This window comes from Pedobacter sp., from assembly GCF_965249885.1.
Taxonomy (GTDB): Bacteria; Bacteroidota; Bacteroidia; order Sphingobacteriales; family Sphingobacteriaceae; genus Pedobacter.
This window is the reverse complement of sequence record NZ_OZ252254.1, coordinates 3,150,923-3,175,859: the sequence shown is the minus strand read 5'-3', so window position 1 is coordinate 3,175,859 and position 24,937 is coordinate 3,150,923. Positions and strand designations below refer to the sequence as shown.

At 39.2% G+C, this 24,937-nt stretch carries 19 protein-coding genes; 14 read left to right on the top strand and 5 right to left on the bottom strand.

The window, feature by feature from the left end; genetic code table 11:
* The first annotated feature begins 55 nt into the window (after window positions 1–55).
* The 3 genes from ACY2A0_RS13525 (at window position 56) to ACY2A0_RS13515 (ending at window position 3,059) form a co-directional block, all read left to right on the top strand.
* A complete protein-coding gene (locus tag ACY2A0_RS13525; protein ID WP_461790011.1) occupies window positions 56–739 on the top strand; it encodes a 3-keto-disaccharide hydrolase in 684 nt (227 codons plus the stop codon).
* Between the two features lie 218 nt (window positions 740–957).
* Window positions 958–2,172 (top strand): nucleoside permease, encoded by a 1,215-nt coding sequence (locus ACY2A0_RS13520; protein ID WP_461790010.1) that lies wholly within the window; start codon window positions 958–960, stop codon window positions 2,170–2,172.
* Window positions 2,173–2,177: 5 nt separating this feature from the next.
* Window positions 2,178–3,059, top strand: coding sequence for a sugar phosphate isomerase/epimerase family protein (locus ACY2A0_RS13515; RefSeq protein ID WP_461790009.1), 882 nt, complete (start codon window positions 2,178–2,180; stop codon window positions 3,057–3,059).
* Window positions 3,060–3,131: 72 nt separating this feature from the next.
* On the opposite strand, the gene ACY2A0_RS13510 is transcribed toward ACY2A0_RS13515, so the two are convergent.
* Together ACY2A0_RS13510 and ACY2A0_RS13505 are read right to left on the bottom strand one after the other, a co-directional pair.
* A complete protein-coding gene (locus ACY2A0_RS13510) occupies window positions 3,132–3,881 on the bottom strand; it encodes a YdcF family protein (RefSeq protein WP_461790008.1) in 750 nt (249 codons plus the stop codon).
* A gap of 3 nt (window positions 3,882–3,884) precedes the next feature.
* Window positions 3,885–6,497 carry a lamin tail domain-containing protein gene (locus ACY2A0_RS13505; RefSeq protein WP_461790007.1) on the bottom strand — a complete coding sequence of 871 codons (2,613 nt, stop codon included), beginning with the start codon at window positions 6,495–6,497 and terminating at the stop codon, window positions 3,885–3,887.
* Between the two features lie 57 nt (window positions 6,498–6,554).
* Between ACY2A0_RS13505 and ACY2A0_RS13500 the strand changes: the two genes are divergently transcribed.
* The 4 genes from ACY2A0_RS13500 (at window position 6,555) to ACY2A0_RS13485 (ending at window position 12,547) form a co-directional block, all read left to right on the top strand.
* Complete coding sequence (locus ACY2A0_RS13500; protein WP_427532586.1) at window positions 6,555–7,544, top strand: aspartate-semialdehyde dehydrogenase; 990 nt, start codon at window positions 6,555–6,557, stop codon at window positions 7,542–7,544.
* 89 nt (window positions 7,545–7,633) lie between these two features.
* Complete coding sequence (locus ACY2A0_RS13495) at window positions 7,634–8,818, top strand: hypothetical protein (RefSeq protein ID WP_461790006.1); 1,185 nt, start codon at window positions 7,634–7,636, stop codon at window positions 8,816–8,818.
* Window positions 8,819–8,863: 45 nt separating this feature from the next.
* On the top strand, window positions 8,864–10,276 hold the full coding sequence (gene dacB / locus ACY2A0_RS13490; RefSeq protein ID WP_461790005.1) for a D-alanyl-D-alanine carboxypeptidase/D-alanyl-D-alanine endopeptidase: 1,413 nt from the start codon (window positions 8,864–8,866) through the stop codon (window positions 10,274–10,276).
* 306 nt (window positions 10,277–10,582) lie between these two features.
* A complete protein-coding gene (locus ACY2A0_RS13485; protein ID WP_461790004.1) occupies window positions 10,583–12,547 on the top strand; it encodes a beta-N-acetylhexosaminidase in 1,965 nt (654 codons plus the stop codon).
* Window positions 12,548–12,681: 134 nt separating this feature from the next.
* Here the strand turns inward: ACY2A0_RS13485 and ACY2A0_RS13480 are convergent, their stop codons facing one another.
* Window positions 12,682–15,276 (bottom strand): AsmA-like C-terminal region-containing protein, encoded by a 2,595-nt coding sequence (locus ACY2A0_RS13480; protein WP_461790003.1) that lies wholly within the window; start codon window positions 15,274–15,276, stop codon window positions 12,682–12,684.
* Window positions 15,277–15,419: 143 nt separating this feature from the next.
* Here ACY2A0_RS13480 and ACY2A0_RS13475 point away from each other — a divergent pair, with 143 nt between their 5' ends.
* The 7 genes from ACY2A0_RS13475 to ACY2A0_RS13445 all read left to right on the top strand — a co-directional run bounded on the left by ACY2A0_RS13475 (window position 15,420) and on the right by ACY2A0_RS13445 (window position 24,110).
* Window positions 15,420–17,126, top strand: a complete 1,707-nt coding sequence (locus ACY2A0_RS13475; protein WP_461790002.1) for a M28 family peptidase — start codon at window positions 15,420–15,422, stop codon at window positions 17,124–17,126.
* Between the two features lie 82 nt (window positions 17,127–17,208).
* Window positions 17,209–17,973: a type I methionyl aminopeptidase gene (gene map, locus ACY2A0_RS13470; protein ID WP_461790001.1), complete on the top strand. Its 765-nt coding sequence runs from the start codon at window positions 17,209–17,211 to the stop codon at window positions 17,971–17,973.
* Between the two features lie 918 nt (window positions 17,974–18,891).
* Window positions 18,892–19,512 carry a TetR/AcrR family transcriptional regulator gene (locus ACY2A0_RS13465; RefSeq protein ID WP_461790000.1) on the top strand — a complete coding sequence of 207 codons (621 nt, stop codon included), beginning with the start codon at window positions 18,892–18,894 and terminating at the stop codon, window positions 19,510–19,512.
* Window positions 19,509–20,873, top strand: coding sequence for a TolC family protein (locus ACY2A0_RS13460; protein WP_461789999.1), 1,365 nt, complete (start codon window positions 19,509–19,511; stop codon window positions 20,871–20,873). The genes ACY2A0_RS13465 and ACY2A0_RS13460 overlap by 4 nt, the downstream gene beginning before the upstream one ends.
* A 7-nt stretch (window positions 20,874–20,880) precedes the next feature.
* Window positions 20,881–21,918 (top strand): HlyD family secretion protein, encoded by a 1,038-nt coding sequence (locus ACY2A0_RS13455; protein ID WP_461789998.1) that lies wholly within the window; start codon window positions 20,881–20,883, stop codon window positions 21,916–21,918.
* A 105-nt stretch (window positions 21,919–22,023) separates the two neighbouring features.
* On the top strand, window positions 22,024–23,571 hold the full coding sequence (locus tag ACY2A0_RS13450) for a DHA2 family efflux MFS transporter permease subunit (RefSeq protein ID WP_461789997.1): 1,548 nt from the start codon (window positions 22,024–22,026) through the stop codon (window positions 23,569–23,571).
* A gap of 143 nt (window positions 23,572–23,714) precedes the next feature.
* Window positions 23,715–24,110 (top strand): acyl-CoA thioesterase, encoded by a 396-nt coding sequence (locus ACY2A0_RS13445; RefSeq protein WP_113637706.1) that lies wholly within the window; start codon window positions 23,715–23,717, stop codon window positions 24,108–24,110.
* Here ACY2A0_RS13445 and ACY2A0_RS13440 read toward each other — a convergent pair whose 3' ends face one another.
* On the bottom strand, window positions 24,111–24,617 hold the full coding sequence (locus ACY2A0_RS13440) for a shikimate kinase (RefSeq protein WP_461789996.1): 507 nt from the start codon (window positions 24,615–24,617) through the stop codon (window positions 24,111–24,113).
* 118 nt (window positions 24,618–24,735) lie between these two features.
* A complete protein-coding gene (locus ACY2A0_RS13435) occupies window positions 24,736–24,888 on the bottom strand; it encodes a hypothetical protein (protein WP_461791062.1) in 153 nt (50 codons plus the stop codon).
* Window positions 24,889–24,937 lie beyond the last annotated feature (49 nt).

The following is a 24,937-nucleotide window of genomic DNA, read 5'->3' as shown; positions in this document are numbered from 1 at the left end:
TACAGAAAATAACTCCGACAGTCTCTGCAGGTTGTTGGAGTTTTAAATATAACAGATGAAAAAAATATTAATAGCAGCACTGATGGTTGCTTCAATTGGTGCTAACGCACAAAAGAAAAACGGAGGTTTTACCCCATTATTTGATGAAAAAACAACTTCAGGTTGGCATACCTACGGCAAAGATGTTGTTGGCAAAGCTTGGAATGCAGAAGATGGTGTTCTTCACTTCGATCCGAAATTGAAAAACAAGGACGGCGGCGATTTGGTAACGGATAAAGAGTATGGCAATTTTCACTTGAAACTAGAATGGAAAGTGGCGCCAAACGCTAATAGCGGCATCATCTTTTTCGTACACGAGGATCCAGCCAAGTATAAACAAACCTATCTAACCGGTCCAGAAATGCAAATATTGGATAACGATGGTCATCCAGATGGTAAAATAACTAAGCACCGTGCAGGAGATTTGTATGATATGATTCAAAGCAAATCAGAACCTGTAAAACCAGTGGGCGAATGGAACTTGGCTGAAATTATTAGCGATAAAGGAAAATTAACGTTAAAGCTAAATGGCGTTAAAGTGGTAGAAACCACCATGTGGGATGAAAATTGGAAGAATTTAATTGCTGGAAGCAAATTTGCTAAATGGGAAGGCTTTGGCACTTATCAAACAGGAAAAATCGCATTACAAGATCACGGTAATGAGGTTTGGTTCCGTAATATCATGATTAAAGAACTATAACAGGGAAAAGGTGTTAGTGGTCAGGTATCAGTACTATTTTAAAAACCAAAAAACCAACCAAAAACTAAAAAACTGTTTAACTTTCTGTTGATTAACATACGGGGTGTCATGTTGAGCTTGTCGAAACATTCTTTAACAAGCAGTCTTCGACAAGCTCAGACTGACAAGTAAAAAGTTTAACTGAAATTTAAACAGTTTATAAAAAACCAAAACTAAATATGAACTCAACAACTCGCTTTAAGCTATCCTTTATGATGTTCCTCGAATTTTTCATTTGGGGAGGATGGTTTGTAACAATGGGAACTTACCTTACCAAGAATCTGTCAGCCGATGGCGTACAAATTGGTTCGGCCTATAGCACGCAATCACTTGGCGCTATCATTGCGCCGTTTATCATTGGGCTAATTGCGGATAGGTTTTTCGCAGCTCAAAAAATATTAGGCTTTTTGCACATCTGCGGAGGTGTCTTGCTTTGGATGGCTTCAACGTCAATTAATTTCGAAAGCTTCTTCCCCTTCGTATTAGGATATATGATTGCTTACATGCCAACCCTGGCTTTAGTAAATTCTATCTCTTTTCGTCAAATGAAGGATCCAGGAAAAGAATTCCCATCAGTAAGAGTTTTTGGAACTATCGGATGGATTGTAGCCGGTTTAGTAATTGGATGGTTAAATTGGGAACAAGATGGCAACTTAATCCTAACGTTTAAAATGGCTTCGGTAGCTTCGGTATTATTGGGCTTATTCAGCTTTGCATTACCACATACCCCTCCTGCAAAAAAAGGAGAGAAAACTTCATTCGGTGATATCATCGGATTAGATGCTATCGGCTTGTTAAAAAACAAATCCTATCTATTATTTTTCATTGCTTCAGTAGCTATCTGTATACCGCTTGCATTTTACTACAATTTTACCAATCCATTTCTTAACGAAGTTGGAATGAAAGCTGCCGCTGGAAAACAATCATTAGGCCAAGTTTCCGAAACGCTTTTTATGTTGCTAATGCCGTTGTTTTTTGTTCGACTGGGAGTTAAAAAGATGTTAGCCATAGGCATGATTGCTTGGGTTGTAAGATATCTGCTTTTTGCATTTGGCAACGCCGACACCAACTATTGGATGTTGATTGGAGGCATTGTACTACATGGTATATGTTACGACTTTTTCTTTGTTACAGGTCAAATTTATACGGATAGATTAGCTGGAGATAAATTTAAAAGTGCTGCGCAAGGCTTCATCACCTTAGCAACCTACGGCGTTGGGATGCTTTTTGGTTCAATCATTTCAGGCGTAGTAGTAGATAAGTATGTAGTTGATGGAGGCCATAATTGGTATAACATTTGGATTATCCCAGCGGCTATTTCAGCCGTTGTGGCCCTACTCTTTATATTATTTTTTAGAGATGACAATAAAACCGCGGCAGTTGAAGAAAATTAATCATCATGAGCACTAGAAGAAATTTCATCAAAGAAACGGGACTGCTAGCGGCTAGCTTAGCTGTGGCACCGTCGCTTACAAAAGCATTTGCGAAGCAAGGCCAAGCAATTGGTATACAGCTATACAGCTTACGCGATATCATTGGAGCAGATGTAAAAGGTGTCATCCAAAAAGTGGCAAAAGCTGGCTTTAAGGAAGTGGAAACTTACGGATATGCACCAAAGGACGGCAGTTTTTGGGGGCTTACACCGAAGCAGTTCAAAGCCTTATTAGATGCTAACGGTTTATACTCACCTAGCGGTCACTTTGGTTTCGATGACTATGTAACTACGGGAAATTCGGACGATATTAAGGCTTACATAGAGGCTTCTACCATACTTGGAAGCAAATATGTAGTAGCGCCGTGGCTTGGAGAAAATTTGCGCAAAACAGCTGATGATTACAAGAAAGTGGCTGACAGACTAAACACTGCCGGCGAACTTTGCAAAAAGGCAGGTATGCATATGGGCTACCACAATCACGGTTTTGAATTCGAAAAGCATGGTAACCAAACTGGTCTAGATCTATTGCTTAGTAACACCGATCCGAGTTTAGTGCACTTTGAACTCGATTTATATTGGGCAGCATATGCTGGTCAAAACCCGGTTGAGCTATTCAAAAAATATCCTAAGCGATTTAAAATGTGGCACGTGAAGGATATGGATAAAACCAATCGCGATTGGAATACAGAAATAGGTAAAGGCAGCATTGATTTCAAAAGTATATTTGCCGCTGCAGCTACCTCTGGGGTAAAGCATATTTATCTCGAGCAAGAAACCAATTACAAACCCGATTATATTGGTTCTATCAATACCAGCATCAAATATATCAAAGGAAATTTGTTGTAATATCACTGCTTCTTTCATTCCAATTGAAGCACATCTGAACTTACGAAGCTTTAAAAACTTCGTAAGTTTTTTTTATGTAATTCCTAATTTCGCCACTACATACCCAACCCATTCTTTTAGTAATAACTCCCAAGCGTACATCGCCCCTGCCTGTGGCAGTAGATAGTCTTCTACCGTAAAATTATCAGTTATAGAATTAGTTGGATAAAAGGTAACATTAGTAAGTCCTTGTTGCTCGGCCAATAACTTTGTACGTGGAATATGCCAAGCGCTAGTAATCACCAAAATACGGGCGTTGGAGTAATTCATTTTTTTGAACAGCTTAATGGTATATTGAAAGTTTTCTTTGGTATTCCTACTCTCCTTTTCAATAATCACGGCGCTATCAGGAATATGTATGGCCCTGAAGTATTCTTGAGTGTAAAGTGCCTCAGGAGGATCATCATTTAGTAAACCACCACTTCCACCACTCATTAAAATTTTATCGATCGTACCATTGTGGTACAATTTAATCGTCTGTATTAATCTATCAGAAGAGAATTCGGCTTTCAATGCCTTTGTCTCTTCGTTATAACTTGAAAATCCACCCAATAAAATCCCGACGTCGTAATGAGATAACTTTGGTGCTTTAGGCTCATAAACACTTGCAACCGTACCCAAAATAAACTTGTTAGTGAAAAAGAACAACAATAATATGGCGGTGATTAAAGCTTTCTTTTTAAATCGCTTATTCTTCGAAAAAACAGCGTAAACACCCAACACCAAAATCCAAACCAAAGGCCTGATGACGAATAAAAGAAACTTGGACAGGAAAAAAGACACCTTTTAGTTCAGTTTAGATGCCAGCACACAGGTTTGCTTGAAGCTATCTGTGCTGCCATTAATGTTAAAAATATCCGTCCTAATTACGTACAAACCTACTTTACACAGCTGTCCACTATCGTTCAACCCATCCCACATGATACTCCCTTGTGTTGACATGGTAATATTTCTCGCCAATTTACGTACCAATACGCCTTTATCTGTATAGATATTGATGGTGGCTAAATTACCACTGCCTTTAAAGCGATAGTCGATTTGCAATTGATCCTCAAAGCCATCATTATCTGGAGAGAAAGTTTTGTTAGCTAACGTAACTGCACTTTTAACACTTTCATCTTCACTTTGAGAGTTTTTATAGGTTGGCGTAGCAAAACCAGCTGAGGCAGCGGCCGACTGTAAATTGCCAGCATCGTTGGCGGGCTTTGCAAAAGAAACTCTTTCTAAAGAAACACCTTTCACCACTTTAAGTAATGCGTTATGCAGCTTTTCATTATAGGAAAGCGAGTCAATTGCGATATCGCCACTCCAAATGGCAGCCTTGCCACTTGAATTAGTGAAAGTTGGCATACTAGCAATTTGTATAATTTGGTTAGGATGGGGAGCGTTGTAATTTTGCTTCACTGCATCTGCGCTGGCAGTTATCACCCAATAAGTTTTAGGACGAATGAATGCCGAAGTAGAAGAAATGGTTCTTTTACTTGGGCCTGTACTACCAGAAGCAGCCGGATTAGAAATAGTAAGCTCCTTTAAATCCAATATTTTATTGGTAGCGTTGTATACTTCAACAAAATCTCCTCCGGTAACACGTTCATTAAACAGGATTTCACTAATTAAAATATCACCAGGCTTAATCGGATCGGTGATTAAAATGGTAGCTGTATTTGCAGCTGGATCAATTGGTACGCCATTACAGTTGGAAATTCCTGTAACAGTGAGCAAGCTTTCTATATTAGCAGCGATAGCCTGTGAGAAGGTTAATATCACGCTTTGATTTGCCGTACCATTTAAAGCCACTGAAGCGGGCCGCCCAATGCCGTTGTTGATATTATAATTATTTACGTTAGTTAACAAACTTTCGGCAATCGCCTTGTTAAAGTCTACTTGTATTTGTGTAGGCGACAAAATCGTAGCCGTAAGCAACTTAGGAGCAACGTTATCTACATATTGCGGGTCGTAAACAGAATTTTGAACTCCCGGAGTACCGTTATTGGCGCCAGTACTTGCTGTCCAGTTAAACGCACCACCGCACGGACTTGTTGGGTTGATGAGCTCTAAAGCATATCCTGTTCTTTTACCGTTATCTCTATACCATGCATCTGTATAAGAGACAAAATCAATTACTGTAGCTCCATCTGGTAAAAATAAGTTTAAGTCATCTTTATCATTATTTAAAGCTGGCCAAGGAGATATGCCCAAAGTTTTGCCATAAGGCTTGTAAAGATCAACATCGGCTATGGCGCAAACAATTCGATAGCTTTTCGGTGCCAACGTATCTGCTGCAAAAGTCGCTATCGAAGTTGAACCATCTTTATATTTCCAACCGGTGATGATGATGTAATTATCGGTGGTATTGTAAAGTTCAAAATACTCTTTACTTAACACAGCTGAACTGCTTGGCGCCGCCATAATTTCATTGAAAACAACATCGCCACGTTTAGCGATGTAAGATTTTACATGTATGAAAGTTCTGGTTCTAGCGGTGGTAATGCTATTTCCTTTAATATCCGCAACATTGTTCACGGTAACCGTGTATTGCCCAGAAGGCACATCGTTGGCATAAGTAAGCCTCACACTACTTCCAGTTAAAACTTCAACTAAGGTTGGACTGCCAATGCCGCTAATTGTGTAATTGCTATTTACTACTGCCGAAACCGCATCAATAGGTTCGTTAAATGTAAGCTCAAATGTTTTATCACTCAACGATTTGATGGCACTAATATTTGGCGGCGTGTTATCAACGTAACTTTCTATCTTAAAATCATCAAACTTAAACATGTTATACCTTGATGCGGTACTGTAACGGCAATACACCCCAAAATACGAGGTTGACGTATAAGTGTTGTCTACTACGGAGCCATCATGAGTAAAATTGGTGCCGCCAGTAAAATCGGTATAAATATCCCATCGGCCAGCCGCATTACGTTCAACACGCACTCTAACCGTTACCGAACCTGCGCTTGGTCGGGTTTTATCAGCTAAGGCTAAAATAGTGGTTGATGTACTTCCATTTTGTCTGACCAAGCTGAAATTCTCCGCACTTGTACTAGAACCTAGCTGTAAATAATAAGCTTGAATGCCAGCAGTGGCAGATAAATCCTGATTGTTAGAAACTAAATATATCCTTGGATAATTGGTGGTACTTGGGTCAAAAGCCAAATTGAGATAAAATTCCCAAGCAACATTACCAGCCAGGGCATTAGGCGTTGATAAGTACAAAGTACTAGTAGCTTGTGGACCGTTGGACGTTAGTGCAAGATCAGGCGTAATTTGAAATGATGTTGTTGTGCCTCCCCACGTTGGATTATTTGTAAAATCCCCATCAGCAAAATTATCATTTAACTGAGCAAAAGTAAGTTTAGTGCACAATAAGGTTAAAAAGAGTAAAGTTTTTCTCATATTTGGGGAATCAACAATTTTAAATCAATAAATATACACAAAAATTAAACAAGAAAAATGAAAGTTGCAGTTGTAGGTGCTACCGGCCTAGTAGGCACCGTAATGTTAAAAGTATTGGAAGAAAGAAATTTCCCTTTAACCGAATTGATCCCAGTGGCTTCTGAAAAGAGCGTTGGTAAGTTAATTAAGTTTAAGGGTAAGGAGTATCCAATTGTTAGCATGGACACTGCTATTGAAATGCGCCCCGAAATCGCGTTATTTTCAGCTGGTGGCGGCACTTCTTTAGAAAATGCACCACGTTTTGCAGCTGTTGGAACTACCGTAATTGATAACTCATCAGCTTGGAGAATGGACCCTGATAAAAAATTAGTGGTACCAGAAGTAAACGCTGTTGAACTAACTGCAGAAGATAAAATCATTGCGAATCCAAACTGTTCGACCATACAAATGGTAGTGGCGCTTAAACCGCTACACGACAAATATAAAATCAAACGTGTTGTTGTTTCTACTTACCAATCAGTAACTGGAACCGGAGTAAAAGCAGTTGATCAATTAATGAACGAGCGTAAAGGCATTGATGGTCCTAAAGCTTACCCCTACGAAATTGACTTGAACGTGTTGCCTCACATTGATGTTTTCCAAGACAATGGCTACACCAAAGAGGAAATGAAAATGATCAAAGAAACGAACAAAATCATGAGCGATGATAGCATTAAAGTTACCGCTACTACAGTTCGTATCCCAGTAATGGGTGGTCACTCTGAATCAGTAAACATCGAGTTTGAAAATGATTTTGATTTAGCTGAAGTTCGCAGCATTTTAGAGCAAGCGCCGGGAATTATTGTAGTAGATGATGTAGCAAATCTGAAATATCCAATGCCTAAAGATGCTCATGAAAAAGATGAGGTTTTTGTAGGACGTATCCGCAGAGATGAGTCATTAGACAATGCATTGAATATGTGGATAGTAGCAGATAACCTCCGCAAAGGTGCTGCCACCAACGCAGTACAAATTGCCGAATACTTAATGGAAAATAAGTTAGTTTAACTACTAATAATCTTAGAAAGTGATGTGAAAAACATCACTTTTTTTATGACTAAATTTTTCAAAGCTTTTAAAAAATATCCGTTTAGATAATGAAGAAACCTATTTTACTTGCCTTTTTCACCATGCTATTGTGCACTAAATTTATTTCCGCTCAGGATAGTTTGGTTACCGCAATGGCAAAACGCAGTCAGACGAGTTTAACAGTTTCTAACGGCGAATTGAAAGGCTTAGGTTGGGATAAAATTATTGAAAAAGCAAAGAAAAGTAATAACATATTGATTGGCGAAGAGCATTTCACCAACGAGATTCCATTCTTTGTTTCCAAATTAGCAGGACAGATTAAGTTTGACAATTTCTTCTGTGAGATTGACCCATATACGGCACACATTTTCGAGCAAAAGATAAAAACACTTTCGGCAGACGCATTAAATAAATATGCCGCTGATTATGGAAACACTTTTTCTTTCTACGCCTTTAAACCAGAATTTGATCTACTTAAACAGCTTGTCAACGGGAAAACTACCATTCGAGGTACAGATCAAATCTTATTAGTTGCTGATCGACTGATTTGTAACGAGCTCATGCAAACCACCAAAAACAATAAGGCAAGAGAAATATACAAAACTATCAGAGATCAATCTAAAGCACATTTTTCTGCTTTTCTAAAAGATCAGAAAAATCCATTTTATTTGCTAACTCCAGATTTTGACACTCAAATTAATGAACTCGCTAAATTAAAATTAAGTACTGAAGAAAACAAAATCATAGCGGCTTTAAAGCTCAGTGCCAAAATTTACAAATCTCAAAACCACCATCTACGTATACAGTTGATGAAAAATCAGTTAATGGCAGATTATGGCAATTGGGCAAAGCAGAAAAATCTCTATAAATACGGCGCTAACCACGTTGCCAAAGGCGAAAGCTTGTTAGAAATCTATGATATTGGCAATTTAGTTAACAATATTGAAGATAGCCAATTCAGTAGTTCATTGCATATCATTGTGCTTGGAAAGTCAGGATGGCAAGCTTCGCCATTTGAAGGGTATCCCGCATCTAAAATTGATGAAAATGAAGGTTCATTAAAATCATTAAAACCGTTCCTCCAATTGGTAAACGGAACAGAATGGCAATGCTTCGATATGGCACCAATTAGAAGAGCTATTGAAAACGGAAAAATAAAAGTAACAGATGTCAAGTTATCGCGTTTAATCAAAGGATTTGACTTCTTGGTAGTTATTCCTGAGGTTACTGCTAGTCAATTTCCGAAAATGTAAGTTTTATAAATTTTTGCCAGAAGAGACTTTTTAAGAATCCATAATATGTTAATCAAAAGAGCACTATACCTACTTCTATTTGCGCTACCTCAAATTTTAAATGCCCAAACAACCGCTCAAAAGCTGGAACGAGCTTATCAGGTTCTTAAAAAAGATGAGCAAGCAAAGTACGCCATTACCTCGCTTTGTGTATTAGATGCCAATACTGGAAAAGTCATTTTTGCCGACAATGAAAATATCGGCTTAGCTACAGCTTCCACGTTAAAAACCATTACATCAGCTACTGCTTTTTATACTTTAGGAAAAGATTTCCGCTACGAAACCAAGCTTTCCTACACAGGTAAAATTACTGCTGACGGTGTTTTGCAAGGCGATATCATCATTACCGGCTCGGGAGATCCAAGCTTGGCCTCGTGGCGTTACGAACAAACAAAAGAGAACAATATTTTAAGTCAATGGGTGGCCGCAATTAAAGCTGCTGGCATTAAAAAAATTGATGGCAGTGTAATTAGTGATGATAGTACGTTTGGCACTTCGACCATCCCGACAGGCTGGATTTGGCAAGACATTGGCAATTACTATGGAGCCGGTGCTGGATCAATTTGCTGGAGAGAAAACCAGTTTGATGTACAACTTAGGGCCGGAAACAGCACAGGAAGTGAAGTAGAAATTGTGAAAACTGTACCGAACATGCCTTATATCCAATTGGTTAATGAACTAAAAACTGGTGCTAGTGGAACCGGCGATAACGCTTATGCATTTCTAGCTCCTTACAGCAATGTAGGTTATCTGAGAGGGACTTGGGGAATGGGCATTAAGAAAAAAGGCATTTCGTTGGCTTTGCCAGATGCCGCTTTTGATGCTGCTTATCGTTTACAGGACACTTTAAAACGACTTAACATTGAATGTGCCAAACAGCCAAGCCCCGCTCGTTTACTTGCGCTGAGTAAGCAAAGTATTTCGCAGCAACAGCAGCCTTTACTTAGCGTTTTCTCGCCCACCTTAAGCGAATTGGTATACTGGTTTAATAAAAAAAGTATTAACCTATACGGCGAGCAACTGCTCAAAACCATGGCTTATAAACAAGGTAAAGAAGGCAGCACTGCAAATGGCGCCAAAACGGTCATTAACTTTTGGACGGGAAAAGGGGTTGATAAAAATGCCTTAAATATGATTGATGGTAGTGGTCTTTCGCCTGGAAATAGGGTGACTACCATGACCATGGCTTCGGTGTTATTTCAAGCGCAAAAGGAAGCTTGGTTTTCAGATTACATCAAGTCTTTTCCAGATTATAATGGCATGACTATCAAAAGTGGAAACATTAATGATATTACTGCTTACGCCGGGTATTACACCGATAAAAATAGAAATAAGTATGTTTTGGTAATCAACATTAACAACTATAGTGGCTCTGGAATCAGCAGAAAATTATTTCAGGTTTTGGATGCTTTGAAGTAGATATTTTACCACCTCAGACACCTAAGCAGAACTTAGTTTTGAGGGATTTAGGTTACCTAAGGAGCCTTAGTGGTTTATGAAAGCATCACGGATAGTTTACCACTTGAAACACGTGAGTGCAATTTAGTTGACCTTAGGTATCTACGCTGTCTCAGGTGCTTCATTAAAATATCACAATTGCAAAATATTTCTAATGTCTCTAAGTTTATCAATGTTTCTTCAACTGAAAGTTTTTAATATTTTTTAATAATCATTGCCTAAGCCACCCTTAATTGGTAAATTGCCATTTCACACAAAAAATATATAATGAAGTTATTTCTTTCGTCACTACTATTTGCTAGCTGCCTAACCGCTGCCGCACAAAGCACCGTTGTTGCTACAGATGGCATGGTATTTAACCAAACTGCTAATCATGCACATAGCGAAATGGCCATTATCCCCGAGCCGGTTACCGTAATCAAGCAAGAAGGTCATTTTATTCTCCCTCAAAATATTTTAATTCAAGCAACCAAACCAGCAGATTTAAAGCAGACAATTTCTTTTTTACAGGAGCGCTTGAGCGTACCCACTGGCTTTTTTGTGAGTTCAACAGCCACCACGTCGGCAAATGCCAATATCAAATTAGTTATTAACGATAGAAATGATGCTGTAATTGGTACAGAGGGTTACCATTTACAAGTTACGCCTCAGCAAATTGTAATTACGGCCAATAAACCAGCTGGTATTTTTTATGGCGTACAAACGCTGATGCAGTTATTGCCAAAAGAAATAGAAAGCAAGGAAGAGGTGAAGGAAGAAGTGAAATGGCAAGTACCTTGTGTAAGTATTACCGATTATCCGAGGTTAACTTGGAGAGGTTTAATGTTTGATGTAGCAAGGCATTTTTTCACCAAAGAAGAAGTAAAGCAATACATTGATGCCATGGTGCGCTATAAATACAATATTTTGCATTTGCACCTAACGGATGATGAGGGCTGGAGAATAGAAATCAAAGGCTATCCGAAATTAACAGAAGTTGGCGCTTGGAATGTTAAACGTGTGGGCAATTTTGGAACGTTTATTCCGCCTGCTGCCGACGAGCCACGCAACTACGGAGGGTTTTACACGCAAGCGGATTTGAAAGAATTAGTAGCTTATGCACAGGAACGTTTTGTTAACATTTTACCAGAGGTTGATGTACCAGGACATAGTTTAGCGGCAGTGGCTTCTTATCCGGAGCTTTCTTGCACACCTGAAGCCGTAAATTACAAAGTACGCAGTGGCGAACGCATTATGGATTGGAGCCGAGGCGCCCCTCCCCTAGCAATGGTAGACAATACCCTTTGTCCAGCTAACGAAAAGGTTTACGAATTTTTAGATACCGTGGTTGCTCAAGTAGCTAGTATTTTTCCGTTTGAATACATGCACATGGGGGGTGATGAAGCACCTCATAATTTCTGGGAGAAAACCCCACAAATTGCCGAACTCATGAAGCGTGAAAATTTAAAAACGATGGCGCAGGTACAAGGTTATTTTGAACGCCGCTTGGAGAAAATTGTAGCTAAGCATGGTAAACGTTTTATGGCGTGGGATGAAGTGTTAGAAGGTGGCGTTTCGCAAAGTACAGCGGTAATGAGTTGGCGAGATATGAAGTATGGTGTGCAAGCTGCAAAAAATAAACACGAGGTAGTAATGAGCCCTACGCAATATGCTTATTTGGATTACATGCAAGCCGATGAAATTACAGAACCTAAAGTGTACAAAGGTTTACGCTTGAGCAAAACTTATGAATTTGATCCTGTTCCTGACGGTGTGGATCCGAAATATATTAAAGGTGGTCAAGGTAATTTATGGACGGAACAAGTGTACAACATTCGTCAGGCCGAATACCAAACTTGGCCACGCGGATTTGCTATTGCTGAAAGTGTTTGGAGTCCAAAGGAAAAGAAAAACTGGAAAAACTTTTTTGCCCGCACCGAACAACATTTTGAACGCCTAAATATTGCTGAAACCAAATATGCACCAAGTGTTTATGATCCTATTTTTGCGGTAAAACGTACCGCTGATGGCAAGTTGTTGGTTACTTTAACTACCGAAGTGGACGGACTAGATATTTATTACAGTTTCGATAATTCCTTTCCAGATCATTTTTACCCGAAGTACAGCGAACCTTTGGTTGTTCCAATTGATGCCAACATGTTAAGGGTAATTACCTACCGCGATAAAAAGCCTATTGGCAGGATGATGAACATGCCGATAGAAGAACTGAACAAAAGAGCGCCGAAGAAGTAACAACCTAAGTTTAACTACGAAATACAATAACTATTTGCAGCAAAGCTCCTGAAATAAACTCAGGTTGTCAGCAATAAAAAACTCCGTAAGTTTTAAAACTTACGGAGTTTAACTAGCTCTGAAACTTAGTGCTACTATAAAGTATCTTTCTTCTTCTTGTTAAATAATCCCTTCAATTTATTACCAATTTCTTCCGTAGCTTTTTCAACAGCCTTTTTCTTGAGTGTATCTACCTTCTCTTTAGCTTTTGCTTCAAGTTCTGCCTTTTTCTCTTCCACTACTTGGGTAACGGCTGCTTTCGCTGCGTTACTGGCTGAGCCTTCCCCAGCGCCATATTTTAGTTTGATACTTGGCTTTAAGAACGTTCCCATCAAATCTGCATTAATTTTAATGGTTTCGCCAACTGAAACATTTGTACCAAGCTTACCATTCAAGTTCGCTAAGGCTGAGTTCGCTAGGTCGTTTGCTTTGGAACCCAACATTGCCCTTGGCACATTTAGTACCAAGTCGTAATCCATAGTTTGGTCAATACCGTTAGAACCTTGAACATTCATGGTAATTCCTTTCACTTTGATGTTGAACGGAGCTACTTTTAAACGGCCGTCTTCCACGCTGAACTTAGTTTTCAAGTCGTTCACTTCTACTTTCTTTAACTCGGCAACTCCCAAAGTATTAGCCAATTTATTTACCGGTTCAAAACCATCTACCACAGCTTGTATGATATTAGCTAAGCCCTCCGCATTCAATGACGAGTAAATTGGCATCATTTTATCATCCAAATCAGAGTTGAATTTCAAATTAGTAGAAAAGCTTCCTTTTGCATATTGCGCAATTGGAGTCAGTAATTTAACAGTATTGAATGCATTAAACGCTTGCTGAATATCCACCTTCTCCATTCCAAAATCAATAGCCACTTTTGGTCGTTTCGGATTAATTGTAGCATACGAACCATTCATTTTAATGGTTCCGCCCACCATATCTAAGCCCAAATTCTTAAAATAAACTGTTCTGTCTTTCACTTGCAAAGCACCTCTAGCATTGCTAATATCGTACTTATCGTATTTCACTTTGTTAGCTTTTAAAGCCATATTGAAATTGATATTGGCAGGAACTTCAACAACTGCCAAAGGAACTTCTTCTTTCGATTTACTTTCCTCCAAAGCCTTCGGACCCATCAGCTCATTAACATCGATGTAGTTAGAAGTCAAATTGAAATTACCTTCCAACAACTGATTTTTCTTGAACACGTAGTTCAAATAATTATTCACAGAACCATTTGCTTGAAAATCACTTCTGCCCAACTTGGCTGTTAAGTTGCTCAAAGTGATATTTTTAGGACTAAAGGTCATTTTTGCAGCAGGTATACTCACCGGCATCGGCACATTCTTTCCTGTGTATAGGAAGTTGCTAGCCTGCATCTGTCCCGAAGCTTTAAAATCTTGATATTGACCTTTATCAACTGACGACTTTCTTCCAGCCGCTGCTACATCAGCCTGAAGGTTTCCAGAAATAGTCATGCCTTCCAATGGGAAAATGGTAGTCAATTGTTTTAGATCTAAATTTCCTTTTAACGCCATGTCTATAAAAGGATCGCTCATAGGATTTTTAACCGACAAACGCCCATCCAACGGTGCTTGGCCAAACTCCAAATGAAACGCAGGAATATTCACCACGGTATGATCCAAAACCCCATCGGGATTAACTACATTGGCTTTTACTTGAATGTTATTGATGGCAGAAGGAAGTGAAGGATACTTGATTTTCCCATCCTTAATTGCTAAGTTCAAATTGAAAGTAGGAATCGAATTTTCGTTGTAAGTGCCCTTAACGACACCATCCACACCAAACTTTCCAGTAGCTTGCATATCCTTAAAATTTGCAGCATAAATAGCTGGAATTAAGGATAAAAAGTTCTTCAAATCCGATTGTTGCGCATCAAATTTCAAGTCCATTACCATATCCTTATCATTTGGCATTGCTAAATAACCCACGGCCGAAAGCACCAATTCATTCAATTTGATTTTATTTTCGCCAAAAGTGAATTTCATTTGCTTCATATCCATTTCCAACGGAAGATCTGCATCTAGCACTACGCCGTTTAAGTACGGAATGCCGCCATATTTTACCGTTAACTTCTCTATGTCAGATACAGTAGCCAACGTAAATACATCTTGTGTGAAGTTTCCTTTTCCGCTGTGATTTAAATTTTCGGCCTTCAAGTAAAAGTTTAGCGAAGCATCATCGTATGTGATATTGCCTTTCTCTATATCATATTTTTCCAACGCAGCTTTAAAACTTGAGCTCGCCGTATCAGCAGGTTTTGCAGTGCTGTCAGGCTTCATGATATCCCAATTCGCTTTTCCACTTTTAAGTACTTTAGCTAAAATGGTAGGCTCTTGCAGGCTTACTGCATTAATTTCGTAGGTTTCGCCCTTAATTACGCTCATTAAGTTAAGGTCTAATTGTAGCTGTTTGATATTTGCTAGGGTGTCGTTCGCGAAACTATCAATACCAACTACCGACAAATCATTAAGCCTAATTCCCATTTTGGGAAAAGAACGGATCAAGGTCAGGTCAAAAGCTTTGAAATCTACTTTAGCATTAACTTTTTGGTTAATAACCGATTTTACTTTGGCTACAATTTGATCTTTAAATAAGTAAGGGATCGCCGCTGCTGCTACCAGTAATACGGCAAAAACAATTGCGATGGTTAGAAGAATTTTTTTCATGGTGTGTAATTTATTTGGCAAAAGTATTAATTATTGTTGGTTTATGATTTAGTAAACCAGTTGATACATTGTTTAAAGATGAGAACGAATTATACCGCTCAAAATGATTTTATTGGCTATTTTTACGGTTTATAATATTAAATATGCGGAAAATTTTCTTCATTGCATTTATTGCCTTAGCATTAAACACTAGTGCGCAAACTCAAAAAGAGCAGTATTTTAAATTGACCAGAACTGGTTTTAATGAGAATAATGCCTTTGCTACTACTGCATTTGTGGAACAATTTTTTCGCTTACCTGGAAACAAAGGTTTTGATGCCAGTATCTATCGCGTTGAAGAAATCCTAAAGAAAGCTGGCTTCGTATTACAAAAAAACGATGAATTTGAGGCACCCCTAACCTATCGCATCGAAAAAAGAGCGATGAAACGTGAAGCGTGGGAACCAGTAGATGCCAACATCAGTATTGTAGGAGAAAATACACCGCTACAATCATTCAAAACCAACAGGAATATGATTCCAATCAACTGCGTATCTACCCCTGCTGAAGGCGTATCCGCAGAAGTGGTGTTTGTAAATAAAGCCACTAAGGAAGATTTGGAAGGAAAAGATTTGAAAGGAAAAATCATCTTCGGTGATATCGCAACACAACGTCTGATTAGTTTAGCGAGCAAATCGGGGGCTGTTGGTGCCTTGGGTTTTGCATTACCAGAATTTAATCAGCCAACAAAACATACTACCTCCATTCAATTTAGTCCGATGCAACCCAATGCAGGGGTTTGGGCTTTATTCCTATCCTACGCTTCCAAAGAGCGCCTAAAAGCAGCTTGTTTAAAAGGAAAAGTGGAGTTGAAAGTAAACATCACAACTAAAACTTATCCGAGTGAAGAGCTTACCATCATTGCTAATGTAAAAGGATCAGTGAAGCCAAACGAACGTTTTGTGTATAGCGCACACGTACAAGAGCCTGGCGCTAACGATAACGCCACAGGTGTAGGCACATTAGCAGAAATGGCCAGACTAACTGCCAAATTAGTGAAAGAGGACAAACTAAAACCACAGCGTAGCCTTACGTTTTTATGGGGCGATGAAATTACATCTACCCGTAGATATATTACGGAAGATGCCGATCGTGCTAAGGGAATTTTATGGGGCATGAGTTTGGATATGGTTGGTGAGGATACAGAAAAAACCGGTGGAACTTTCTTGCTGGAAAAAATGCCTGATCCATCAGCAATTTGGACCCGCGGTAATGATAAACATTCCGAGTGGGGAGCTGGAGAAGTGAAGGAAAAAGATTTATTCCCGCATTATTTTAACGATTTTGTATTTGACATCTGTAAAGAGCAGGGCAAGTTTGCCAACTGGACGGTAAAATTCAATCCATTTGAAGGTGGAAGTGACCACACACCGTTTTTACAAAACAAAATTCCAGGATTATTAATGTGGCATTTTACCGATGTTTTTTATCATACCGACAATGATCGACTGGACAAGGTATCTGCAAAAACCATGAAAAATGTTGGCGTAAGTGCACTAACTGTTGCTTACACCTTAATAACTGCAGATGAAAACACAGCTTCTGCTACCGTGAGCCAGGTAAAGGAAGATGCTTTGCAACGCTTAAAAACAGAATTTGAATTGAGTAAGGCAGCCATTGCTAACGGAAAATCTACAGACGAAGAAAAGCACATTATTGAAGTGTGGGGCAAGTGGTACGTTGATGCCTTGGCCACCATAGGAAATATGGCCGTAAAACCGCAAACTACACGTGTAGGATCAAGCATTAAAGTGGCTACTTTGGCAGTTGAAAAACAAACGCAAGATTACATCAATGCGCTTGGCAAGTAGGAAATTGTCTATCCTAAGTCAACATCAGTCAAAAGCTCAACTTCAGTTATTAAGTTAATTTACTTTTGTAAAAAATTAGATCATGTCAATTACCAACGAAATAGAAATGCTAGGAATGCAAAAAGTGAGTGATGCAGTGGCACACACGCTTAGGGAGATGAGAAACTTTGCAAAAGTTGGCATGAGCACTAAGGAATTAGATGATTTTGGTGGGGAGATTCTAAAACAACTTGGGGCTAAATCGGCTCCGTTTTTAACTTATGGCTTCCCTGGATACAGTTGTATTAGTGTAAATAACGAGTTTTGTCATGGTATCCCTTCTACTACACGTATTTTAAAAGAAGGTGATTTAATCAATATTGATGTTTCTGCTGAACTGGATGGTTTTTGGTCAGACAATGGTGGCTCTTTTATTTTGGGAGAAGATATTCAAGGGCATCAAAAGTTAATTGATGCCTCGAAAGAAATTTTACAAAAAGCCATCAGCAATATCAAAGGCGGTGTTAAAGTTGCAGATATTGGCCTCTTGATAGAAACAGAAGCGAAAAAACGAGGCTACAAAGTGATCAAAAATCTCACTGGTCACGGCGTTGGCCGCAGCTTACACGAAGAACCACATGAGATCGCTAATTATCGTGACCGTTTTAATTTCACCAGATTTAAGAAAAACTCAGTGGTAGCTATCGAAACTTTCATCTCTACTACATCAAATTATGCAGATACGTTAGAAGACGGTTGGACCATGGTTGGTGATAAAGGTGGTTTTATGGCACAGCATGAGCATACAATTGTGGTTACCGGCGGCCAGCCGGTTATTTTAACCGAAAGCAATGGTATTTGGGATTAGTTTTTAAGATATTTCCGTAAAGCAAACCAACCATCCACCCCCTTTCCTATGAAAACCTCTCGTCGCATTTGGAAGGGAATAGCAGCGATATATAATCTACCCCCCTTGAAAACCCCTCTCGCCACTTTTGGGAGAGAATAGCATGATGTTATAACCGATGACAACCACTGCCATTCCCATGAAAACCTCTCGCCCCGTTGGGGAGAGATGCCGAAGGCAGAGAGGGGCAAACTTCTATTAGCCTATTTTAATGGTCATTAAGTTGCATTAAGTCACCTAAACCCTCTCTGTCCTGCGGACATCTCTCCCTGATAGGGAGAGAATAGCAATGATGAATGGATAGATATGTCTAAAATATCTCCGTAAGGGAATTTTAGGGGCATTGCAAAACCAGCGCCCCATAATAAAACAGTAACACAACCAATCCACAACTCATCCCCATAACAACCTCTCGCCCCTTTTGGGGAGAGAATAGCATGATGTTATAACCGATGACAACCAATGCCATTCCCATGAAAACCTCTAGCCCCTTTGAGGAGAGATGCCGAAGGCAGAGAGGGGCAAACTTCTATTAGCCTTTTTTATGGTCATTAAGTTGCGTTAAGTCAACTAAACCCTCTCTGTCCTGTGGACATCTCTCCCTGTTAGGGAGAGAATAGCAACGATGAATGGAAGATATGTTTGGAATATCTCTGCAAGGAAATTCGGGGACATTGCAAAACATGTAGCCTATACAATAAAAGCAAACCAACCAATCCACAACAACCACAACCCCTTCCCATGAAAACCTCTCGCCCCTTTGGGGAGAGATGCCGAAGGCAGAGAGGGGGAACTTTTATCATCCTTTTGTAAACGCACAAAAAAATATTTGCAATTTAATCAATCGATTGATTAAATTTGTCCCATCAAAAAAACAAGATGGAAAAAACCGATAAAAAGACTGACATCCTCGTAGCTGCTGAAAAGCTTTTCTGCGAATATGGCTTCGAGGGTACATCTACACGCCAAATTGCAGCTGAATCTGGCGCTAACATGGCCATGATCAATTACTATTTCGGTAGTAAAATGGGCGTATTTAAAGAAATTTTGGAAGAAAGAGTGATGAGCTTTAAATCTCAGCTCAACCAAATTAAAGAGGAAAATATTCCTGCCAAAGAGAAACTAATAAAGGTAATTGAAAAATATGCTACCCGTATTTTAAGCAATGCCAACTTTCATAAAATGATGTATCGCGAACTATCGCTTTCATTACGTCCCGAGGTATTCGATCAAATTAAAGGTGCCATGGGACAAAACCTCATTGTGATAGAAAACATCATTAAAGAAGGCATCGAATCTGGAGATTTCAGGGAAGTAGATATCAGAATGACAATTGTTAGTGTGATGGGCACCATTTCTATGGTTACCACCTCTCCTAACAAAATTGCTCCAGATAGCACTTACGACCTGAACAAAGAAAAAGACAGGAAGATAATTACCGAAAGATTAGTTGCCCACCTGAAAGACATGATCCTAACGCATTTAACACCCAAAAAATGATACCAATAAATCCAACCAGTTATCAAAGGGATTTGAAAAAACTAACATTAATAAAGCTATTGTTGTTGGTTTTTCTTTTAGCCCCAGCGCTGCTGAAGGCGCAAAATGTAAAACAATTGAGCTTACAGGAAGCCATTGATTTAGGCATTGCCAACAGCAAAAATTTAAAACTCTCTCAACAAAAAATAGACGAAGCCGTTGCCCAATTAGCAGTAGTTAAAGACAATGCCTTACCTAGTGCATCAGCAAGTTTCATGTATAACCATGCTGAAATACCTACCAATACATTAAAAATTGGCGAAGGCAATCCTATTCGTGTGCCTAACAGGGCCGATGCATTTGTAGGAACAGCTGCCGTACAAGAGTTAGTTTACGGTGGTGGCAAGCTGAAATATGCACAAGAATCTACCAAGCTTTTAAAAGAAATTGCGCTTTTGGATGCCGACAAAAATAAAGAGGAAGTGAGTTATGCCGTTGTAAACAGCTATTTCTCTCTGTACAAATTGTTGCAAAGCAAAAAAGTAGTGGCACAAAATTTAAGCGCTATCGCGAAGCAGCTTAAACAAGCACAACGCTTTTATGAGCAAGGCTTGGTAACTAAAAATGATGTATTGAGGTTCCAATTGCAACAGGCCAACATATCCCTAACGGATATGGAAATTGAGAACAATAGGAAAATTATCAACTACAACCTTGATATCCTTTTAGGACTACCAGAAAACACTGCTATTGAATTGAAAGGTGCTGAAGACGCTTTGCCAAAATTATCATCATTTGATGCTTATTTGAACGCAGCGCTAACCAACCGACAAGAATTGCAACAGCTTAATTTGAGACATCAAACGGCGGATTACAATATCAAATCGATTAAGGCTAACACCAGACCAACAGTTGGCGTTGGAGCTAATTTATATTATGTAAACCCAAGTGGTAACTTTATTCCTAGCAACCAACAATTTGTAATGCCAATTACTTTGGGCGCTACTATTTCTTGGAACATCGGTTCGTTGTGGACCAATAAAAACAAGGTGGCGGAGGCTAAAGTACAACAATTGGAAATAGATACGCAGAAAGACATCTTCACCGACAATGTAAAAACCGAACTGAATAAAAATTATCAGACCTACCAACTAGCTATCCAAAAAATCGATGTATTGGAAACTTCAATAGCACAGGCTACTGAAAATGATAGATTGTTGGAGTCTAAATACCAAAACAACATCGCTTCTGCTATTGATAGAATTGACGCAGAAACCTTGCTATATCAAGCTAAAATTAATTTGGAGTTAGCTAAAGCTGATGCCAAACTAGCTTATTATACTTTATTAAAATCAACAGGAAAAATATCTCAAAATAACTAAGCATACCATGACACAGCCCAAAAAAAAGAAAAACAAAGTTATTCCGATTATTTTAGGAGTACTTTTAGTAATAGGAGCCATTTTTGGTTTCACACAATATAACTATTACAGCAAACACGTAGATACTGATGACGCTCAAATTGACGGCGATATCAGTCCCGTTATTGCAAGGGTTAGCGGCTACGTAAAGGACATCAACTTTGAAGAAAATGCTAAGGTTAACCAAGGTGAGGTACTAGTAACCTTAGATGACAGTGATTATAAAATTAAGCTAGAGCAAGCGCAGGCAGGTCAAGCAGGTGCAAATGCGAATGTAGGTGTAACACAAGCGCAAATAGCCGCGACTTCTGCTAACACAGCTACCGCAAAAGCTAATATTGAGGCTGCCAAAGTGAAATTAGATTTAGCGAAAAAAGATTACGAACGCTACGAAAACTTGGTGAAAGATGGTTCAATTACTAGACAAGCATTTGACCAGGCCAAAGCACAAAAAGAAACAGCGCAAGCAACTTACGACGTCGCCGTAGACCAATATAATGCTGCTGTAAAACAAGTGGGCACTACGCAATCGCAGCTAAATGTGAGTAGCAATGGCGTAACACAACGCCAAGCCGATGTAGATTTTGCGAAACTTCAGTTATCATACACTCAAATTAAGGCACCTACTACCGGTATTGTTGGCAAAAAGAGCCTACAAAAAGGTCAGTTGGTTCAGGCGGGTCAAACTTTATTCTCTATCGTAAATGAAAACAGCATTTACATTACAGCTAATTTTAAAGAAACTCAATTGGAGAAAATTAAAGCTGGACAAAAAGTGAAAATTGATGTAGATGCTTACCCAGATCAAGATATCGAGGGTGAAGTTTATACCTTCTCTCCTATCACAGGAGCAAAAGGATCATTACTTCCTCCAGATAACGCTACCGGTAATTTTGTGAAAGTAGTGCAACGTGTGCCAGTGAAAATAAAAATCGCTAGTAAAGACAAAGCAATATTAGAGAAATTACGACCAGGCATGAGCGTGAAAGTTTCTGTAGAAATATAAGGCCTACCTACCTTCCCAAATGGAAGTGACTTAAAGGTATAAACATTTACAATACGCTTCTCCGTCCTCACTTGTAGGGGTTGGAGAAGCTTCAAAATCAAAAAAATGGCCGAAGTAGGTTTAAAAAAATGGATCATTACGTTTACGGTAATCACAGCATCATTACTAGAGCTGATTGATACGACAATTGTAAACGTGGCGCTCCCACAAATACAGGGCAATCTTGGTGCTACGCTAGAAGATGTAGCATGGTTGTCTACCGGTTACGCTGTAGCCAACGTAATTATCTTACCCATGTCGGGCTGGTTAGGCAGCAGATTTGGTCGTAAAAATTACTTCTTATTTTCAATCATCTTATTTACAGTAGCGTCCTTTTTATGTGGTAACGCAACCTCGCTTTGGGAGCTAGTAGGTTTCCGTATTTTGCAGGGCTTGGCAGGCGGTGGTTTAATTTCAACTGCACAGGCAATTCTAATTGAAACTTGGCCACGTGAGGATGTGGGCATAGCTACTGCCTTATTCGGATTAGGTGCCGTTGTAGGCCCAACAGTGGGACCTACCATTGGTGGCTATATCCTAGAAATCACTAACTGGCCCTGGATTTTCTACGTGAATATTCCAGTAGGGATTTTAGCTGCCTATTGTACTTACACGTTTGTCAAGGAAACGCCTAAGGATGGCAAAGGTGCGCCAATTGATTGGTGGGGAATTGTTTTATTGGCCGTTGCCGTGGGCAGTTTACAAACAGTACTTGAAAAAGGCGAAAGCGAAGATTGGTTTTCTACCCCTTACATTACCGCATTAGCCGTAGCATCAGTTTTAGGTATTTTGTTGTTCATCTGGCGAGAACTAAGTACCGACCACCCCATCGTTAACTTTAAAATCATGAGACACAGAAGTTTCTCCATTGGTATGGTTACTTCATTTGTACTAGGTTTTGGTTTATACGGTTCGGTATTTGTGTTCCCTATCTTTTGCCAAAATTTACTCGGATTTTCTCCATTACAAACTGGCGAGCTTTTTATCGCGGGCGGTTTGTGTACCATTACCATGATGCCTTTCATCGGTATCATGCTGAAAAAAGGAGTTCCGGCGCAATTTATGGCAACCGGTGGGATGATTTTGTTCTTCGTTTTTTGTCACATGTTAAGTAAATCTACCTTATCATCAGGTACTGATCAGTTTTTCTGGCCTTTAGTGATTAGAGGTTTTGGTATGGCTTTGCTATTTGTACCACTTACTACTTTAGCCATACAAGACTTAAAAGGTGCTGAAATTGGTCAAGGTTCGGGACTTAACAACATGATGCGCCAATTAGGTGGCTCATTTGGTATTGCGGCTTTAACTACTTTAATCCACGTTAGACAAGGTTTTCACCGCAGTAACCTACTAGTTAATGTAAATGAACAAAATCCTGCCTTTACGGAAAGACTAAATGGCTTAATGCATACGTTTATGGCTAAAGGAGCATCTTTTATTGATGCCAAGTTAATGGCCATGAAAGCTATTGAAGGTGCAGTTGTAAAACAATCGTTGCTGCTTACTTACAGCGATGCTTATTGGGTGGCAGGAGCAGTTATGCTTTGCTCTATCCCTCTGTTATACTTGCAAAAATTCAAGAAAAACGTAAATGTACCGGTTGATGCTCATTAAGAAAATACTCCACACACAATAACGATAAGGCCGGCGGTTTAAACACTGCTGGCCTTTTTTGCGCTAATTATTCCTTAAAATTCGTTTATCTTCTAAGCACAGATTAATCAATTCATTATCTTCGCACTAAACAAAAAACATCGATGAATTTTCACACTCGCAAATGGATTAAACCGGAAGACTTGAACCCAAATGGTAGTCTTTTTGGAGGTAGTTTATTAAAATGGATTGACGAAGAAGCGGCAATTTACGCCATGTGCCAACTGGAAGCGCCAAAGGTAGTAACAAAGTTGATTTCCGAGATTAACTTTGTTTCATCAGGTAAACTAGGTGATATCGTGGAGATGGGAATGACGGCTTCGGAATTTGGTAGAACCTCCATTACTTTAAAATGTGAGGTAAGGAATAAAATCACTAAAAAAGCAATATTAACCATCGACAGAATGGTTTTCGTAAACGTGAATGATAACGGAGAACCAATTCCTCACGGTAAAACCAGAATGAGAAAGATTGATGAAAAACTGGAGAACTTGGGCTAGTTAAGCCTGTGTTTGCTTTATTTCTTCCAATAAATCTTTAGGGTCTAAATCAAATGAATTGATAGTAACCTTTGCTTGGGTGTAAAACTGGTTACGCTCCTCCAACTTACTGATAATGAAAGCAAGCAATTGCTCGTCATCCATTCCTTTTAACAATGGTCGTTTTTCGCGGTTGTGCAAACGCGACACCAACTGAGGCGGCGTCATTTCCAGATAAACCGTTACCCCGTTTTCATTCATCCACTGCATATTGTCGAAATAACATGGCAAACCACCGCCTGTAGCTACTACGCAAGTTTCAGGATAATCAAATGATTTCAGCACTTCATTCTCTAATTTACGGAAAGCAGGTTCTCCATTAGCAGTAAAATAATCGGCAATACTCATACCCTGTTGTTCCACAATTACAGCATCAATATCAATTACCGGACAAGCCAATAAGTTTGCTAACTGCTTTGCTTTGGTGCTTTTGCCGCAGCCCATAAATCCCACGAGAAAAATTTTCATTTAGCTGGTTGTTTAGTTATTTGGTTAATCGTTTGAATTGATTAATCGGTTAACTGTTATTGTTATGATGTTTATTTGTTCCTAGCTACCTTATTAAGGACAGCGTTCCTTAACGAGTTCAACTTATTCGCAATTTCATCCAATTTGAGACGAAAATACACATATTCTTCTGTAATAAATCTAAATCAAATGCAGCTATCAAATGGTTGACGGTTTCGATTGCACTTGAATACGACATCGTAATAAAATGCATCTTATCTTTAAGAACAATTCTGGCAGATCCCTCAGTCAGGCAGTCGCCAATATTTGCTGCAGAACGT

Bases quoted from the DNA above. Each gene is read 5' to 3' on its own strand.
- ACY2A0_RS13525 (WP_461790011.1), top strand. From the start codon at position 56: ATGAAAAAAATATTAATAGCAGCACTGATGGTTGCTTCAATTGGTGCT.
- ACY2A0_RS13520 (WP_461790010.1), top strand. From the start codon at position 958: ATGAACTCAACAACTCGCTTTAAGCTATCCTTTATGATGTTCCTCGAA.
- ACY2A0_RS13515 (WP_461790009.1), top strand. From the start codon at position 2,178: ATGAGCACTAGAAGAAATTTCATCAAAGAAACGGGACTGCTAGCGGCT.
- ACY2A0_RS13505 (WP_461790007.1), bottom strand. From the start codon at position 6,497: ATGAGAAAAACTTTACTCTTTTTAACCTTATTGTGCACTAAACTTACT.
- ACY2A0_RS13500 (WP_427532586.1), top strand. From the start codon at position 6,555: ATGAAAGTTGCAGTTGTAGGTGCTACCGGCCTAGTAGGCACCGTAATG.
- ACY2A0_RS13495 (WP_461790006.1), top strand. From the start codon at position 7,634: ATGAAGAAACCTATTTTACTTGCCTTTTTCACCATGCTATTGTGCACT.
- dacB (WP_461790005.1), top strand. From the start codon at position 8,864: ATGTTAATCAAAAGAGCACTATACCTACTTCTATTTGCGCTACCTCAA.
- ACY2A0_RS13485 (WP_461790004.1), top strand. From the start codon at position 10,583: ATGAAGTTATTTCTTTCGTCACTACTATTTGCTAGCTGCCTAACCGCT.
- ACY2A0_RS13480 (WP_461790003.1), bottom strand. From the start codon at position 15,276: ATGAAAAAAATTCTTCTAACCATCGCAATTGTTTTTGCCGTATTACTG.
- ACY2A0_RS13475 (WP_461790002.1), top strand. From the start codon at position 15,420: ATGCGGAAAATTTTCTTCATTGCATTTATTGCCTTAGCATTAAACACT.
- map (WP_461790001.1), top strand. From the start codon at position 17,209: ATGTCAATTACCAACGAAATAGAAATGCTAGGAATGCAAAAAGTGAGT.
- ACY2A0_RS13465 (WP_461790000.1), top strand. From the start codon at position 18,892: ATGGAAAAAACCGATAAAAAGACTGACATCCTCGTAGCTGCTGAAAAG.
- ACY2A0_RS13460 (WP_461789999.1), top strand. From the start codon at position 19,509: ATGATACCAATAAATCCAACCAGTTATCAAAGGGATTTGAAAAAACTA.
- ACY2A0_RS13455 (WP_461789998.1), top strand. From the start codon at position 20,881: ATGACACAGCCCAAAAAAAAGAAAAACAAAGTTATTCCGATTATTTTA.
- ACY2A0_RS13450 (WP_461789997.1), top strand. From the start codon at position 22,024: ATGGCCGAAGTAGGTTTAAAAAAATGGATCATTACGTTTACGGTAATC.
- ACY2A0_RS13445 (WP_113637706.1), top strand. From the start codon at position 23,715: ATGAATTTTCACACTCGCAAATGGATTAAACCGGAAGACTTGAACCCA.
- ACY2A0_RS13440 (WP_461789996.1), bottom strand. From the start codon at position 24,617: ATGAAAATTTTTCTCGTGGGATTTATGGGCTGCGGCAAAAGCACCAAA.